This window comes from Flavobacterium plantiphilum (genome assembly GCF_046000495.1).
Lineage (GTDB): Bacteria > Bacteroidota > Bacteroidia > Flavobacteriales > Flavobacteriaceae > Flavobacterium > Flavobacterium plantiphilum.
Genome location: NZ_JBELQA010000005.1, coordinates 320,440 through 336,562, shown reverse-complemented (window position 1 = coordinate 336,562; position 16,123 = coordinate 320,440). Strand labels below are relative to the sequence as shown.

The 16,123-nt window shown below is 33.9% G+C and carries 12 protein-coding genes and 1 riboswitch; of the genes, 3 read left to right on the top strand and 9 right to left on the bottom strand.

The genetic code is table 11. The features are described from left to right. Nucleotides 1–44: 44 nt before the first annotated feature. The 8 genes from ABS764_RS10780 to ABS764_RS10745 all read right to left on the bottom strand — a co-directional run bounded on the left by ABS764_RS10780 (nucleotide 45) and on the right by ABS764_RS10745 (nucleotide 9,201). Nucleotides 45–455: an RrF2 family transcriptional regulator gene (locus ABS764_RS10780; RefSeq protein WP_408081803.1), complete on the bottom strand. Its 411-nt coding sequence runs from the start codon at nucleotides 453–455 to the stop codon at nucleotides 45–47. Between the two features lie 36 nt (nucleotides 456–491). Then, on the bottom strand, nucleotides 492–1,199 hold the full coding sequence (locus ABS764_RS10775) for a hypothetical protein (protein WP_408081802.1): 708 nt from the start codon (nucleotides 1,197–1,199) through the stop codon (nucleotides 492–494). A gap of 83 nt (nucleotides 1,200–1,282) precedes the next feature. Further along, complete coding sequence (locus ABS764_RS10770; protein ID WP_408081801.1) at nucleotides 1,283–2,455, bottom strand: trans-sulfuration enzyme family protein; 1,173 nt, start codon at nucleotides 2,453–2,455, stop codon at nucleotides 1,283–1,285. Nucleotides 2,456–2,569: 114 nt separating this feature from the next. Then, nucleotides 2,570–3,001, bottom strand: a complete 432-nt coding sequence (locus ABS764_RS10765) for an OsmC family protein (RefSeq protein WP_408081800.1) — start codon at nucleotides 2,999–3,001, stop codon at nucleotides 2,570–2,572. Nucleotides 3,002–3,037: 36 nt separating this feature from the next. Then, nucleotides 3,038–3,334, bottom strand: a complete 297-nt coding sequence (locus ABS764_RS10760) for a hypothetical protein (RefSeq protein ID WP_408081799.1) — start codon at nucleotides 3,332–3,334, stop codon at nucleotides 3,038–3,040. Between the two features lie 11 nt (nucleotides 3,335–3,345). After that, nucleotides 3,346–6,732, bottom strand: a complete 3,387-nt coding sequence (gene thrA, locus ABS764_RS10755) for a bifunctional aspartate kinase/homoserine dehydrogenase I (RefSeq protein WP_408081853.1) — start codon at nucleotides 6,730–6,732, stop codon at nucleotides 3,346–3,348. A 65-nt stretch (nucleotides 6,733–6,797) separates the two neighbouring features. Then, a riboswitch (SAM riboswitch) is annotated at nucleotides 6,798–6,901 on the bottom strand. A gap of 173 nt (nucleotides 6,902–7,074) precedes the next feature. Next, nucleotides 7,075–7,281, bottom strand: a complete 207-nt coding sequence (locus ABS764_RS10750) for a hypothetical protein (protein WP_408081798.1) — start codon at nucleotides 7,279–7,281, stop codon at nucleotides 7,075–7,077. A 645-nt stretch (nucleotides 7,282–7,926) separates the two neighbouring features. Then, a complete protein-coding gene (locus ABS764_RS10745) occupies nucleotides 7,927–9,201 on the bottom strand; it encodes an O-acetylhomoserine aminocarboxypropyltransferase/cysteine synthase family protein (RefSeq protein WP_408081797.1) in 1,275 nt (424 codons plus the stop codon). Between the two features lie 470 nt (nucleotides 9,202–9,671). Between ABS764_RS10745 and metK the strand changes: the two genes are divergently transcribed. The 3 genes from metK (at nucleotide 9,672) to ABS764_RS10730 (ending at nucleotide 13,540) form a co-directional block, all read left to right on the top strand. Next, nucleotides 9,672–10,922 carry a methionine adenosyltransferase gene (gene metK / locus ABS764_RS10740; protein ID WP_408081796.1) on the top strand — a complete coding sequence of 417 codons (1,251 nt, stop codon included), beginning with the start codon at nucleotides 9,672–9,674 and terminating at the stop codon, nucleotides 10,920–10,922. Nucleotides 10,923–11,010: 88 nt separating this feature from the next. Further along, nucleotides 11,011–12,768 (top strand): DUF4153 domain-containing protein, encoded by a 1,758-nt coding sequence (locus ABS764_RS10735; protein WP_408081795.1) that lies wholly within the window; start codon nucleotides 11,011–11,013, stop codon nucleotides 12,766–12,768. A 157-nt stretch (nucleotides 12,769–12,925) separates the two neighbouring features. Next, a complete protein-coding gene (locus tag ABS764_RS10730) occupies nucleotides 12,926–13,540 on the top strand; it encodes a deoxynucleoside kinase (protein WP_408081794.1) in 615 nt (204 codons plus the stop codon). A gap of 51 nt (nucleotides 13,541–13,591) precedes the next feature. On the opposite strand, the gene ABS764_RS10725 is transcribed toward ABS764_RS10730, so the two are convergent. Continuing rightward, nucleotides 13,592–16,075 (bottom strand): sodium-translocating pyrophosphatase, encoded by a 2,484-nt coding sequence (locus ABS764_RS10725; protein ID WP_408081793.1) that lies wholly within the window; start codon nucleotides 16,073–16,075, stop codon nucleotides 13,592–13,594. Between the last annotated feature and the right edge of the window lie 48 nt (nucleotides 16,076–16,123).

Below are 16,123 nucleotides of genomic sequence, written 5' to 3'. Positions count from 1 at the left end.
TACTTTTTTAATGAAAGGGCTTTTTTTATGGCAGAATAACTTGTTTAAAAAGCGATATCAGCCAGCGTATTATTTTCCAAAATCATCAGGGTATTATCACGTACTTCTGTCATCAGTTTTCTAACCGCACAACTAGCTTCATCGGTGCAATCATCACAAGGCTCATAGAAATTATGACTGGCACAAGGCAACAAAGCAATAGGTCCTTCAAGGATACGATACACTTTTGCCATATTAATATCCTTTGGTTCTTTAATTAAATAATAACCGCCGCCTTTTCCTTTTTTAGCTCCTAAAAATCCTGAATGACGCAATAACAACAGAATACTTTCCAAAAACTTAATCGAAATATTTTCAGACTTTGCAATATCTGCAATAGCAACCGGCGTCTGATCTTCCTGGCGCGCCAAAAAAGTCAAAGCTTTAATTCCGTATTTTGTTTTTTTTGAAAGCATTATATATTATTATTTTTTTATTTTAAAGTCAGATTTTTACGAAACCCAAGTGTTTTCTAACTTTTCAATTATCCAAATACCGTTTACGTTCTTTATATAAATATAATAACCTCGACCACAACGACCGCAATAATCAAAACTGGCTTCTAAGACTCCTTTTTTTCTTTCTTTATCAAATTGAATACGCGAAACATAAAGTATACCAGAAAAGATAAAATCATACTTATATTCAAAAAGAAGATAATTATGTTTATCCGTATTCAGAAATTCTGAAATATTTTTTAATTTAAACCTACTGTTTAATCTAATTCTATCAAAGTCTAAAACAAAACTATCAATTGTATCTTTTCCTTTAAGAGAGAAATCAGAAATTGGATATTTTTTTAGCAATTTTTTATTTAAATGATAAACAGCCTTTTTTAACAATGGGTCAAATGCGATAAAAACACTAGATGTATCTTGTTGCGCTTTTAATTTTAATTTTTCCCATTTTGCATATCTGACTTTTTGTTCATTTGTTGATTTGGTTGAATCTACAAAAACATGTCCATTTTTATCTGTAACATATTCACCTAACATTGGTGGCGGCTGTACCAATCTACTATCCACACAAATGGAATCCACTAAACTTGGTAATATTTGAGTAAAAACAGTTTTTTCTAATTCAAATTCCTCTTTTTTAGTCTCACAACCGAGTACAGAAAAAAGAAGAATAAAACTCCAAACTATATTTTTTATTTCCATCACATCAAAATAGTTATTCAAATATGATGAAAATATATGAATAAAAAAACATGTAAGACTTTAGAGCCTTACAAGTTTGTTTTTTAAGATAAGGCCTGCTCTAAATCGGCAATAACATCTTTTACCGTTTCTAAACCAACAGAAACACGTACCAACCCTTCCGTAATTCCAACAGCTAATTTTTCTTCCGTTGACAATTTACTATGTGTTGTTGAAGCAGGATGTGTAACAATTGTTTTAGCATCTCCAATATTTGCTGAAAGCGAACATAATTTTATTTTGTCCAAAAACGCTCTTCCAGCCTCAATACCACCTTTAATTTCAAAAGCAATAATATTTCCGCCTAAAAGCATTTGTTTTTTAGCCACTTCATATTTAGGATGCGATTTCAAAAACGGATATTTCACGCTGTTTACATTCGGGTGACTTTCCAAAAACTCGGCCACTTTCATTGCATTTTCGCAATGTCTGTCCACACGAAGCGACAAGGTTTCTAAACTCTTCGACAATACCCAGGCATTAAATGGCGACATTGCAGGACCTGTATTTCGGGAAAAAAGGTAAATCTGACGAATCAAATCGGCGTTACCAACAGCAACTCCACCCAAAACACGTCCTTGACCATCCATTAATTTGGTAGCCGAATGAATCACAATATGTGCTCCGTACTTAATAGGTTGTTGAATGTATGGTGTTGCAAAACAGTTGTCAATAATTAAAATCAGATTGTGTTTTTTAGCAATTTGCCCTAACAATTCTAAATCAACCACATCCACACCAGGATTTGTTGGTGTCTCAGCATATAAAATCTTAGTGTTTGGCTGAATAAAACTCTCGATTGTTTCCGGCTGATTGATATCAAAATAAGAAGTGGTGATATTCCATTTTGGAAAATACGTCATGAACAATGCATGCGTAGAACCAAAAACACTTCCCGCCGAAACAATATGATCACCAGAACTCAACAAAGCTGCAAAAGTTGAATAAATAGCTGCCATTCCGGTTGCAAAAGCATAACCAGCCTCGGCGCCTTCCATAGCACAAACCTTATCTACAAACTCCGTTGTGTTTGGATTGCTGAAACGACTGTAAATATTACGCACTTTTTCCTCAGTAAAAGAAGCTCTCATATCCTCAGCATCTTCAAATACAAAACTTGAAGACAAAAACAAAGGCGTTGAATGTTCCTGATACTGTGTTTTATCTATATGTGTTCTTATGGCTTGAGTTTCAAAACCAAATTCTTGTTCATCCATTCTATTTTAGTTTAAAGTTTAAAGTTTAAAGTTTATCGAAATGACGATACAATTTAAAATCAAAACTAATTATTTTTAATCTCTTTAAAAAAACTACTTACTAATAGCCAAAGACTATTTCGCTAATTCTACTCCGTTCAAAATCACTTTATAATGAATAGTTGCGGTAGGTTCTACTGTTTTAGAAACCGAGCAATATTTTTCGAATGACAATTGCGCTGCTTTAACCGCTTTGTCTTCTTTAATATTTCCTTCCAAAGAAAAAACTACATAAATATCTTTGAATGGTTTTGCTTCTCCTACCTGAACGCGCTCTCCTTCAACCTCAGCTTTGAAAGAAGTAATTTCCTGACGTTGCTTTTTCAGAATCGAAATCATATCAATTCCGCTACATCCTGCCACTCCCATCAATACCAATTCCATAGGACTTGGTCCCATATCATTTCCTCCAAAATCCGGGCGTGCATCTACATTTACTATATGTCCACGTTCATTTTTCAATTGAAAGTGGAAGTTTTCGTTTACTCTGTCTAATGTTATTTTCATTGTGCTGTTTTTATTTTTTACCTTTTATCATCAAAGTTAAGTTCCTTTTATGGACAAAACCGATTTTATAGACTGTTCTTTCAAATGAAGAAACTTTTTTCGCTCTTCATCCTGCTTAAAATTCTCAAAATCTTCTTCAGAAGCAAATTCCACCAAATGAATTTCATACGGTTTTTCAATATTACCTTCAATATAACTTTTCTCATCAGGTCTAACCCGAAGCAATAATTGTCCGTTATACTTCAAAATTGTTGGAATGGCTATAGCTTCAAACTGGTGAAAAACTTCTTCCTTTCCTTCAAATACGTATATAAATTGTGTTATAAATATCATTTGCTAAAATCTTATCCTTTGTCAGACAATCTTAAAATATCTCCAAAAACACCTCTCGCCGTTACTGCCGAACCAGCTCCAGCTCCTTGAATTACGATTGGTCTGTCTCCGTAAGATTCTGTATAAATCTCGAAAAATGAATCCGAACCTTTCAATCCCCCTAAAGCCGTATCAGAAGGAACAGAAACTAATTTAACTTCTAATATTCCTTTGTCATTTTGCAAATCTCCGGACAATTCTCCTATATAACGCAACACGTGATTAGGCTTTTGATTTTCTTTTATTGTATTATAAATTGGATCAAACTCTTTTAGTTTGGTTAGAAAATCAGCTACATTCCCTTCCCGTAAATGTTCCGGAATCAGGTTCTGAATAGCAACCTCATCAAATTCATTTTGCAAATCTAATTCGCGTGCTAAAATCAATAATTTTCTACCTACATCATTTCCGCATAAATCTTCTCTTGGATCCGGTTCGGTATATCCGTTATCAATTGCTTCTTTCAAAATATCGCTAAACGGAACATCTTTAGCCGAAAAATTATTAAACAAATAACTTAACGTTCCGGAGAAAACACCTTTGATCTTCGTGATGTTTTCACCTGAAAGATGCAATAATTTAATCGTATCAATTAATGGTAATCCTGCACCAACATTTGTTTCATACAAATAATTCTTTTGATTATCAACTAACACTTTTCGTAATTCTTTATAAAAACCGTAACTCAGTGTATTAGCGACTTTATTAGAAGAAACTAAATCGAATCCGTTTTCCACTAATGGAATATAATTTTCCACAAATGCAGCACTTGCTGTATTATCAACCGCAATTAAATTCTCTAAATGGTGCTCATTGGCATAAGTAATAACATCATTTATTGTATAAGAGAAACCGTTGGTTTGTATTTCATTGATCCAATTTGGTGTTACACCATCTTTGTTTAATAAAACACTTTTAGAATTTGCAATAGCAAAAACATTCAGTTTGATGTCTTTTCGGTTCTCAATAGCAACCGCTGATTCTAAAATTTGATTAATGAGCGTTCCACCGACTAATCCATGACCAAAAACGGCAATATTGATTTTTTTAGCTACCCCAAAAATCTCTCCGTGAATAACATTTAGTGCTTTATTCAGCTCAGATTTTTTAACTACTAAACTCACATTTTTACCCGTAACAGTATTGTTGAATAAAATAGGTACAATTTTATTACGAATCAAAGCCGTATAAGGTTTATGAAACGTACTCAAATCCTGTCCAATGATTGAAATCACAGAAACATCATCCGTTACCGAAATTTTATTGACATCCTTAGAGTAGAAATCATTTTCAAACTCTTTTTCTAATTCAATCATTGCTTTAGTAGCTTCTCCGGAATTTACAACCAGACCGATTCCTCTTTCGGAAGAACCCTGAGAAATAATACTCACACTGATATTATTATCTCCCATTACTTTAAAAATACGGGCATCAACACCTGTTTTTCCTAATAATCCACGTCCTTCTAAGTTTACCAAAGCGACATTCTCTAAAACAGAAAGTGTCTTAATCCCTTCCTGATTTGACTTTGAGGTTATAAGTGTTCCTTTATTTTCATTATTAAAAGTATTTAAAATTCGCAACGGAATATTTTTTTCTAATAATGGAATAATCGTTTTGGCATGTAAAATGGTAGCACCAAAATTAGCCATCTCATTGGCTTCATTATACGATAAATGCTCGATTTTTTTAGCATCCGGAACCATCTCAGGATTGGCAGTATATATTCCGTCAACATGAGTATAATTTTGTAACTCTTCGGCATTGATGTAATTCGCAATCAAAGAAGCCGTATAATTGCTTCCGTTTCTGCCTAAAGTAGTCGTTTCATTTTTGGAATTCGAACCTATAAAACCGGTAATTACTAAAACAGTATCTTTATTTTCTTTGAAAAACTGAATAACATTTTTCTTAGAAACAGCATCTAAAGGCTGAGCATCCCCAAAATTCGAATCGGTTATAATTAATTCTCTTGTATCGGCTAATTTTGCAGAAATTCCTTTTTGCTTCAGTAAAAACACTAACAATTTAGCCGAAAGTAATTCGCCCTGAGCTAATATCTGGTCACGGATTTTAGCACTAAAATCACCAATCAGACTTACTCCTTCAAACAGATTATCCAACTTAGCAAACTCATGAGAAAAATCAACAGCCTCAAATCCGTCTTTCTGATAACTTTTAAAGCTTTCCAGCAAAGGCTTGTAATTTCCGTTTTTGGCAGCAATCAACAGAATATCATCCAACTCATCCGTTGCATTTCCTCTTGCAGAAACTACAATTGCAATTTTTTCTTCCTGCTTTATTTTATCAACAATAATATCCAAAACTTTATTGATACCTTCGCCATTGGCTAAAGATTTACCGCCGAACTTTACTACTTTCATCTGTTTTTTATTTTTGAAAACAACCTCTAATAAATTGTCTAATTGTTCGTATTCCATTAAAAAGGCATCGTGCCCGTGTTGAGAATCAATCTCGCTGTAGAATACATTATTTTTAAATTTTTTAATCTCATTGTAGGTTTCCCTATTCTCTTTTGCCGTAAAAAACAAATCCGAATTAATGCCTACAATATATATATTAGCTTCCACTTTTGAAATAACATCTTCTAAAGATCCACGGTTACGGGTAATATCAATAGTTTTCAACAATTGATTCATCATTTTATAAGCGGAAAGCTGAAATCGTTTTTCTAATTTTTCACCGTGATAATTTAACCAGCTTTCTACCTGGAAAGTTTCCAGTTTTTCAGTGGTATTTCTATTAAACTTTTCTTTAAAAGACTCTGGCGTTCTGTAACATAACATCGCATGAATGCGGGCGTCTTCAATTGGTTTTTTAGAATTATTAAGAATTTTTTCCTGTAAATAACAATTAGCAATCAACCAGTCAGTCGATTTCCAATCGGTGGCAATAGGAATAAAATTCTGTGCCAATTTAGGTTCCAATGCCAAAATTTCCCAGGCAATTCCGCCTCCTACAGAACCGCCTATAAGTGCAAACAAATTATCAATTTTTAAAATGCGAAGCCCTTCAATAAAAATACGGGCAATATCTCTGGCAATAAAATCCTGATAATTTTCAATTATAATAGAATTGAATCCATTTCCAGGCACATCAAAAGCAATTATAGTATATTTTCTGATATCAATAGTTTTGTCAATTCCAACCAAATCGTTCCACCAGCCTGCTTCTCCAACAACTTGTGAATTTCCGGTCAGGGCATGATTAATCAAAATAACAGGTGCTGTATGCAAAGGCGCACCAAAAACCTGGTACGAAAGATTCAGAGAGGGGTATTTTGCACCATTCTCGGTGACAAAATCAGATATAATAAGATGTAATGGTTTATTTTCCAATTTCAAATCTTTAAAAGGATTGATGATGGAAACATTAGAAAGAAAGTCAGAAGTAAACTTTATTGTCGTTATCTTTTCCGCTATGCGGATAGAATGTAGCACCTTCTTCGTTTGCAAAGGGTTGCTAAGCTTTCATTGGGTCTATTCCCTCGAGCTTTCTTTATAACATTTCAATACGTTTATGAACTTTCAGGACACAAAGTAACTACTATTTTTTCAAACAAACAAATTTTGCTGATTTACTTTTAAAACAGCTGTAACAAAACAAACAAACGCAAGCCATTACTGAACACAAAATTCAGAAATCACCTGCGTTTGAAACCTATATTTACAATGCTATGCTTAGATAAAAAGTGTTTCATTTTCTTTAGAATACATCAAAAACGTTAAAGAATCAGATGCCTTTTTTTGTTCTTTAAAATCAGCATCCGCATTAATACCAAATCTATTATTTGTTAATTCTATTCTATTTTCTTTTTCTTCATTGTTATTAGTCCTTATCTCCCTGATAAAGTCTAATGCTCTAGTGATTAATCTTCTTGTGTTCATGATGTTTAAATTTAATTAATTATTGACTATTGTTGTTTGTGATTTAAATATATTCCTAAATAAAAAACCCTTTTGGATTATTATACCAAAAGGGTTTATATACTATAAACGATTCTTTTGGATATCAACAGACCAGCATCTTTGCGCAAAGCATAGAGACTGTAAACTGTTTTTGCTGTTTAATGTTAATAATAATCATCTATTATTCTTTTTTTGAATTTTAATTATTTGTCTTTTTAACAAAAAAGCCTCCCGATTTTTCAGGAGGCTTTTGCTATATATTTTAATCTTATTTGAATAAATAAATTAAGCTATCGCACTCCTGCAGATTTCCTTAGTCTGAACCATCGATTTTATACAAATAATAAAATTCATTTTGTCTTTTTATTTAGAGTCACAAAGATATAAATTATTCTTTACAACCCGTATTTTTTTAAAGATTTTTTCTGTTAGAATAACTAATTAACAGTTCTTTATGTTTTTTAACGACAATTTACTATTGTCAACCAAAAATACAAACCAAACAAGAGCTTTTTTACTCCAGAAAATTTAAAAATTAACTCTATTCCACTCTTTTGATTTGTTATTTCAAAGATATAACCGAAAACACAATTAGATATTAATTCTATTTTAAATTAATATTAATTATAAAGTATCAAAAACAGCTTTTAAATCAGCTTTTAAATCATCGATATCTTCAAGACCTACTGACAATCGAATTAAATCTTGAGAAACTCCTGAAGTTAATTGTTGCTCTTCTGACAATTGCTGATGTGTAGTGCTTGCCGGATGAATAACCAATGATTTGGTGTCACCTATATTGGCCAGCAATGAAAACAATTTTGTTTCATCGGCTACTTTTTTAGCGGCATCAAAACCACCTTTCAATCCAAAAGTCAATAATCCGCTTTGCCCTTTTGGCAAATATTGTTGTGCTAAATCATAATACCTGCTGGATTTCAATCCTGGATAATTTACCCAGGCTACCTGATCCTGAGATTCTAACCATTGTGCCAGTTCCAGCGCATTCTGACTGTGTTTCCGGATACGTACTGATAAAGTTTCTAATCCCTGAATAATCTGAAACGCATTAAACGGGCTCAAAGCTGCTCCGTAATCACGCAAACCTTCAATTCTGACTTTAGCAATAAAAGCTGCAGCTCCTAATGCTTCGTGATAAACTAATCCGTGATAACCAGCATTAGGCTCTGTAAATTCAGGAAAACGACCACTGCTCCAGTCAAATGTTCCCGCATCAACAATAGCACCTCCTAATGAAGTTCCGTTTCCGGCAATATATTTTGTCAAAGAATGAATAACAATATCTGCCCCATGCTCAATTGGTCGCAATAAAGCCGGCGAAGCCACCGTATTATCAACAATAAAAGGCACTTTTATTTTTTTTGCTTCTGCCGAGATTGCTTTTAAATCCAACACATCTAATTTTGGATTTCCTAAACTTTCCACAAAAAACAATTTTGTATTTGCTGTAGCGGCTTTAGCAAAATTAGCCGCATCTGAAGGATCTACAAAAGTGGTTGTAATTCCCAAACGAGGTAAAGTTGAACTAAATAAATTAAAAGTTCCTCCGTACAAACTGCTGGAAGCCACAATATGATCTCCGGTTTTAAGTATGGCTAACAACGCTGTAAAGATCGCTGCTGTTCCTGAAGCAGTAACTACTGCTGCAATTCCACCTTCTAAAGCAGCCAGACGCTGTTCTAAAATATCATTAGTAGGATTGTTCAATCTTGTGTAAATATAACCCGGTTCTGCCAGACCAAATAAATTAGCCGCATGTTCTGAATTATTAAACACATAAGAAGAAGTCTGATAAATAGGAACAGCTCTTGTTCCGGCGTGTTTTGTTACATCATGTCCTGCATGTAAAGCATTAGTTTCAAATTTTAAGGTACTCATGTCTATTTTGTTTATGATTAATTAGTAAAAAAAAAGCCTCCAGGTTTCCCGGGAGGCTTTGCTAAATCTATATTTTAAATTTAAGCAATAGTGAACCCGCAGAATATATTCTGTTTCATGGTACACATCATTGCTTTTGATATTTTCATTTTTTTTTAAATTTCTGAATCAAATTTACGTAAGTATTTTTTCAAAATCCTATTATTTTTAAATAAATTAACATTTTTCAAGCCTGCTTTTTTTCTTTAAAAAATTAGCTAAGATTAATTTACATTTCAAAAATGGTTTCATACCTTTGCACCTCAAAATACAAGAGGAAAAATTTGAACTGATTGCAACCTCTTCATAATGAAACGAATTCATTATGAGTACTGAAAAATTTTCAGTAGAAAAAAATGCTAAAGCAGAAACTCTCCTTTAGTCCTTTTTGCAATTATTTTTCCTCGCTTAATTTATAAAAAATTATAATTATGGCCTATTTATTTACGTCAGAATCTGTGAGTGAAGGACATCCGGATAAAATTGCGGATCAAATTTCAGATGCTTTAATTGATAATTTCCTGGCATTTGATGCTGACTCAAAAGTTGCCTGCGAAACTTTAGTAACAACTGGTCAGGTGATTCTTGCCGGAGAGGTGAAATCAAATACATATCTTGATGTTCAGCAAATTGCCCGTGATGTAATCAAAAAAATTGGTTATACCAAAAGCGAATATATGTTTGAAGCGAATTCATGCGGTATTCTTTCGGCTATTCACGAACAATCAGCAGATATTAATCAGGGGGTTGACCGTAAAAGTCCTGAAGAGCAAGGAGCGGGTGATCAGGGAATGATGTTTGGTTATGCTACTAATGAAACTGAAAACTACATGCCTCTGGCTCTTGATTTATCTCATAAACTTTTAAAAGAACTGGCTGCTTTAAGACGTGAAAATAATGAAATTACTTATTTACGTCCGGATGCTAAATCTCAGGTAACTTTAGAATACAGTGATGACAATATCCCTGTTCGCATTGACGCAATCGTAATCTCTACGCAACATGATGATTTTGATGAAGAAGCTGCGATGCTTGCTAAAATCAAAAAAGACATTGTTGAGATTTTGATTCCGAGAATCATTGCTAAAAACCCGGAACATGCTCACTTATTTAATGATAAAATCAACTACCATATTAACCCAACAGGAAAATTCGTAATTGGAGGACCTCACGGAGATACCGGATTAACAGGAAGAAAAATCATTGTTGATACTTACGGTGGAAAAGGAGCTCATGGTGGTGGTGCTTTCTCCGGAAAAGACCCAAGTAAGGTAGACCGTAGTGCAGCTTATGCGACACGTCATATCGCTAAAAACTTAGTTGCAGCAGGTGTTGCTGATGAAATTCTGGTACAGGTTTCTTATGCAATTGGTGTTGCCGAACCAATGGGCATATTTATTGAAACTTACGGAACTTCCAAAGTGAATTTAACAAATGGAGAAATTGCTAAAAAAGTGGAAGCTATTTTTGACATGCGTCCTTACTTTATCGAGCAACGTTTAAAATTAAGAAATCCTATTTACAGCGAAACAGCAGCTTACGGACACATGGGACGTACTCCTGAAGTAGTTACAAAAACTTTCTCAGCTCCCGGAGGTGAAGAAAAAACTGTAACTGTTGAATTGTTTACATGGGAAAAACTGGACTATGTTGACCAGATAAAAACAGCATTTGGATTGTAACATCTATCATACTATTACATTAAGGCTGCCTTTTTAGGCAGCCTTTTTTTGTAGGATTATTTTTTGTTACTTAGTAAAAAAATAATCTATGGCTTCATTTCCTTCTTTTCAAAAAATAATCAAAGAAACGCATACTACTTTTTTACGATTTCCACTCGAAATTATTATTGCTATTACCGGTACCATTTGCGCAATTGATGCTACTAATGAAACCAATCGACATACCCAAGAGTTGTTTACGAAAATTATTATGGGATGCTCCCTGTGTCTGGTTTTGTTCTTATCAATTTCTTTATACTTTCTAAATGATAAAAAAAGTAGCATACTCCGATTTATTAGTAGTTTAATTTCAGGGGCTTTGGTTTTTGTGTTCGTATTTCAATTTTCAGAACGTATCAAGCAATTCGAAACCTATCAGTTTCTGGCGCTCAATCTGGCTTTGCATTTACTGGTTTCTTTTGCTGCATTTATTAATAAAAAATATAATGAAGGTGCTTTTTGGGAATTTAACAAACAACTCTTCCTTCGTATCCTGACTTCAGCTTTATACAGTATCGTTATTTATGCGGGACTTTCATTTGCTTTACTGGCAACTCATCATTTATTTAATATTGATTATTACAATGAAATTTACCTTGATTTATTTTATGTGATTTTTGGAATCTTTAATACCGTATTTTTTCTTTCCGGCATTCCAGAAACAAACAACCCAAATGCACCATTACACTTAAACTACCCGATTACTTTAAAAAAATTCACTCAGTTTGTCCTAATCCCTTTAATTAGTATCTATTTCTTGATTTTATTATCTTATGAAATAAAAATTATTGCTTTATTTTCTCTGCCTGTAGGATGGGTTTCTAATTTGATTTTAGTTTTTGCCATTTTTGGAGTTCTTTCTTTATTATTAATTCACCCTATTGCAAATGAGAAAGGAAATGTTTGGATGCGTACCTTTCACAAATGGTTTTATTATTTATTAGTTCCTCTGATAGGACTTTTATTTTGGGCCATTTTGTACAGAATCAATCTTTATGGATTTACACATGAACGCTATTACGTATTAGCACTTTCGATTTGGCTGACTATTTTAACAGTATATTTTATTTTTAATCAAAAATCTCAAATAAGATTTATACCTATTAGCATGTGTCTGATTGCTCTGTTAACCATATTAGGTCCGCAAAGTGCTGATTCGGTTTCAAAAAGAAGCCAGTTAGATCGCTTTGAAAATTATATTACGAGACAAAAATCTACTTTAACTATTGAAGAAGAAAAAGACTTAAGCAGTATTGTAAGCTTTATTAACGACAATTACGGCATCAAAGAATTAATTCCTATCGCTAACAAATTAGCTGATTTAAAGAAAAAAGACAAAAACCCAGGCGATTCTCAAATCATGGAAGCCTTGGGCTATACTTATCGCGGGAGATACTATAATGAAAATGATAAAAAAGAAAATTTTTATTACAGCTATTACAATGCTGACGGAATGAATATTGAAAAAGTTCAGGGATATGACTTTGCTTTTGAAATAAGCAATAACAATAATTTAAACTGTGAAAATTGTTTGGATTTAAATGGAAAAAAATATTCAATTACCTACAGTAAAAAGGATTATGGAATTGAATTAAAAATCAATAATGATATCATTCCGCTACCAATAAATAATTTCATTCTGCAAAACAAAACTTTGCTTCATGATAATAACAAAAAAATCGTCCAGACAGTTATCACCAAAGATTATGACATTCAATTGAATTACCGGTCCTTAGATGGAGAAAACAAAGACAACAAAATAACACTAAACTGGTTTTCTATAAATGCTTTATTAAAAATGAAGTAAAATATAAGAATGGTATATCTCAAAAAAACATCTGAATTTCAATAAAAAACCTGTTTTTAATCAAAATAATTTAGTTTAAAAAAAAGAGTGACAAAGTTTAAAATTTACCTATTTTTACAAATCAATAAGTAAAAACCCCTAAAATCGTAACACCGTAATGCACATAGCAGTAGCAGGAAATATAGGATCAGGAAAAACCACTTTAACCGCTTTACTATCCAAAAACTTTAAATGGGAACCGCATTATGAAGATGTAGTAGACAACCCTTATCTGGATGATTTTTATCACCAAATGGAACGCTGGTCTTTCAACCTCCAAATTTATTTCCTCAACAGTCGTTTTCGTCAGGTGATGCAAATTCGCGAAAGTGGAAAAAAGGTAATTCAGGATCGCACCATTTATGAAGATGCTTACATCTTTGCTCCCAATCTTTACGCCATGGGATTAATGACGAACCGTGATTTCCAAAATTATTCTACTCTTTTTGAGTTAATGGAATCTACTGTGAAAGCACCTGATTTATTAATTTACCTCAGAAGTTCTATTCCAAATTTAGTGGGACAAATCCACAAACGAGGACGCGAATATGAAAACTCTATTTCGATTGATTATCTAAGCCGTCTGAATGAACGCTACGAGGCCTGGATTCACACCTATAACAAAGGAAAATTACTAATTATTGATGTCGATAAAATTAACTTTGTTGACAATCCGGAAGACTTAGGAAACATCATTGAACGCATCAACGCCGAATTAAACGGATTGTTTTAAATTCATATAAAAAATGCCCCGTAATTGCGGGGCATTTTTTATATGATAAACTTACTTTTTATGAGCACAACAACTTCCTTTAGAAGTTCCTGAAGGTATAATAAACTTTCCATTTGCATCATAATGAGATAAGCACATTTCTTTTTGTTCAGGAGTGCATTGCAAACTATCACACATTTTAGCACATTCCTCTTTAGACATTGTTGCCATTTTAGACATATCACAATGTCCTATCATAGCATGATTATGATGCTCACAGTTTTTATTGGTACAACCTTTGGCAATGCATTCTTCTTCAGACATAGAAGTACAAGTTCCGATAGTCGTGCAACAAGAAGCAGTTGTTGCAATGGTATGGCTTCCATTTCCCAGAATGGGAGCAATAACTAAGCCTATCAAACAAGTTAACTTAATTAAAATATTCATTGAAGGTCCGGAAGTATCTTTAAAAGGATCCCCAACAGTATCGCCTGTTACTGCTGCTTTATGCGCATCAGAACCTTTATAGGTCATTTCTCCATTAATCATTACTCCTGCTTCAAAAGATTTCTTTGCATTATCCCACGCACCTCCTGCATTGTTTTGAAAAACAGCCCAAAGCACTCCGGAAACTGTTACACCAGCCATATAACCTCCAAGCATTTCGGCAATTAACTGGTTATTGCTTCCATAAACTAATTTACCCAGTATAACAATTGCTATTGGAAAGCCGATTGTCAAAACTCCCGGTAACATCATTTCGCGAAGCGCCGCTTTGGTAGAAATATCTACACATTTAGCATATTCGGGTTTTGCCGTTCCTTCCATAATCCCCGGAATTTCTTTGAACTGGCGACGTACTTCATACACCATATCCATTGCTGCTTTTCCAACTGAATTCATTGCTAAAGCCGAAAAAACTACCGGAATCATTCCGCCTACAAATAACATGGCTAAAACTGGTGCTTTAAAAATATTAATTCCGTCAATTCCTGTAAAAGTGACATATGCAGCAAATAATGCTAATGAAGTCAAAGCTGCTGAAGCAATAGCAAAACCTTTACCGGTTGCTGCGGTAGTATTCCCTACTGAATCTAAAATATCAGTACGGGTACGAACTTCTTTAGGCAATTCACTCATTTCGGCAATTCCGCCGGCATTATCTGAAATAGGACCAAAAGCATCAATAGCTAATTGCATGGCTGTTGTAGCCATCATAGCCGAAGCTGCTAAAGCTACTCCGTAAAAACCAGCCAAAGCATAAGAAGACCAAATTGCTGCTGCAAATAATAAAACGGTAGGAAAAGTAGAAATCATTCCCGTAGCTAAACCTGCAATTACGTTTGTTCCTGCTCCTGTTGAAGATTTCTGAACAATTGCCATCACTGGTTTTGTTCCGAGGCCTGTATAATATTCTGTCACAGATGAAATTACGCCACCTACAACCAAACCAATGATTGTCGCATAAAAAACACGCATCGAAGAAATATCCTGACTCCCTTCACCAAAAAACTCCATTTTCATGGTTTGAGGCAGCATATACTGAACTAAAAAGAAACAACTCACTGCTGTTAAAACAATGGCAACCCAGTTCCCAATATTCAAAGCTTTTTGAACCTGAGCTTCCTTAGCATTATCATCTGAAATTTTCACTAATAATGTTCCAATAATAGAAAATAAAATTCCAAAACCTGCAATAGACATTGGTAATAAAATAGGACCAATTCCGCCAAAAGCATCCTGAATATTTCCACCCATATCTTTAATAACATAGTTTCCTAAAACCATAGCTGCCAAAACGGTTGCCACATAAGAACCAAACAAATCAGCTCCCATTCCGGCAACATCCCCAACATTATCCCCAACATTATCAGCAATAGTAGCCGGATTTCTTGGATCATCTTCCGGAATTCCTGCTTCTACTTTCCCAACTAAATCGGCTCCTACATCGGCAGCTTTAGTATAAATGCCGCCACCCACACGGGCAAAAAGAGCTATAGACTCCGCTCCGAGCGAGAATCCTGCTAAAGTTTCCAGAACAATGGTCATGTCTTCTGTAGAAGTCCATGTTCCGTCCATAAAAAAATGAAAAAAGAAAATAAAGAAAGAAGTTAATCCTAAAACTGCTAAACCGGCCACACCCAATCCCATTACAGTTCCGCCGCCAAAAGAAACTTTTAAAGCCTGAGGTAAACTGGTACGGGCAGCCTGAGTAGTTCGAACATTCGTTTTAGTGGCGATTTTCATACCCATATTTCCCGCTAATGCAGAAAAAAATGCGCCAATTATAAAGGCAATTACAATCAATAAGTGTGTTTTAACACCCGGCAAAAAAGTAATCCCTGCTAAAACAATACTGGCAAAAAACACAAAAACAGCCAGTAAACGGTATTCTGCTTTAAGAAAAGCCAGAGCACCTTCATAAATATAATCAGAAATTGAAGCCATTTTGCCGTCGCCGGGATCTTGTTTCAGTACCCAGGCACGTTTAACAAACATAAAAATAAGTCCTAATAATGCCATAAAAACTGGCACCCAAATCATAATTGCATTCATAAATTCGTTTTGGTTTAAGGTTAATATTCAACAGTATACGAACGAATT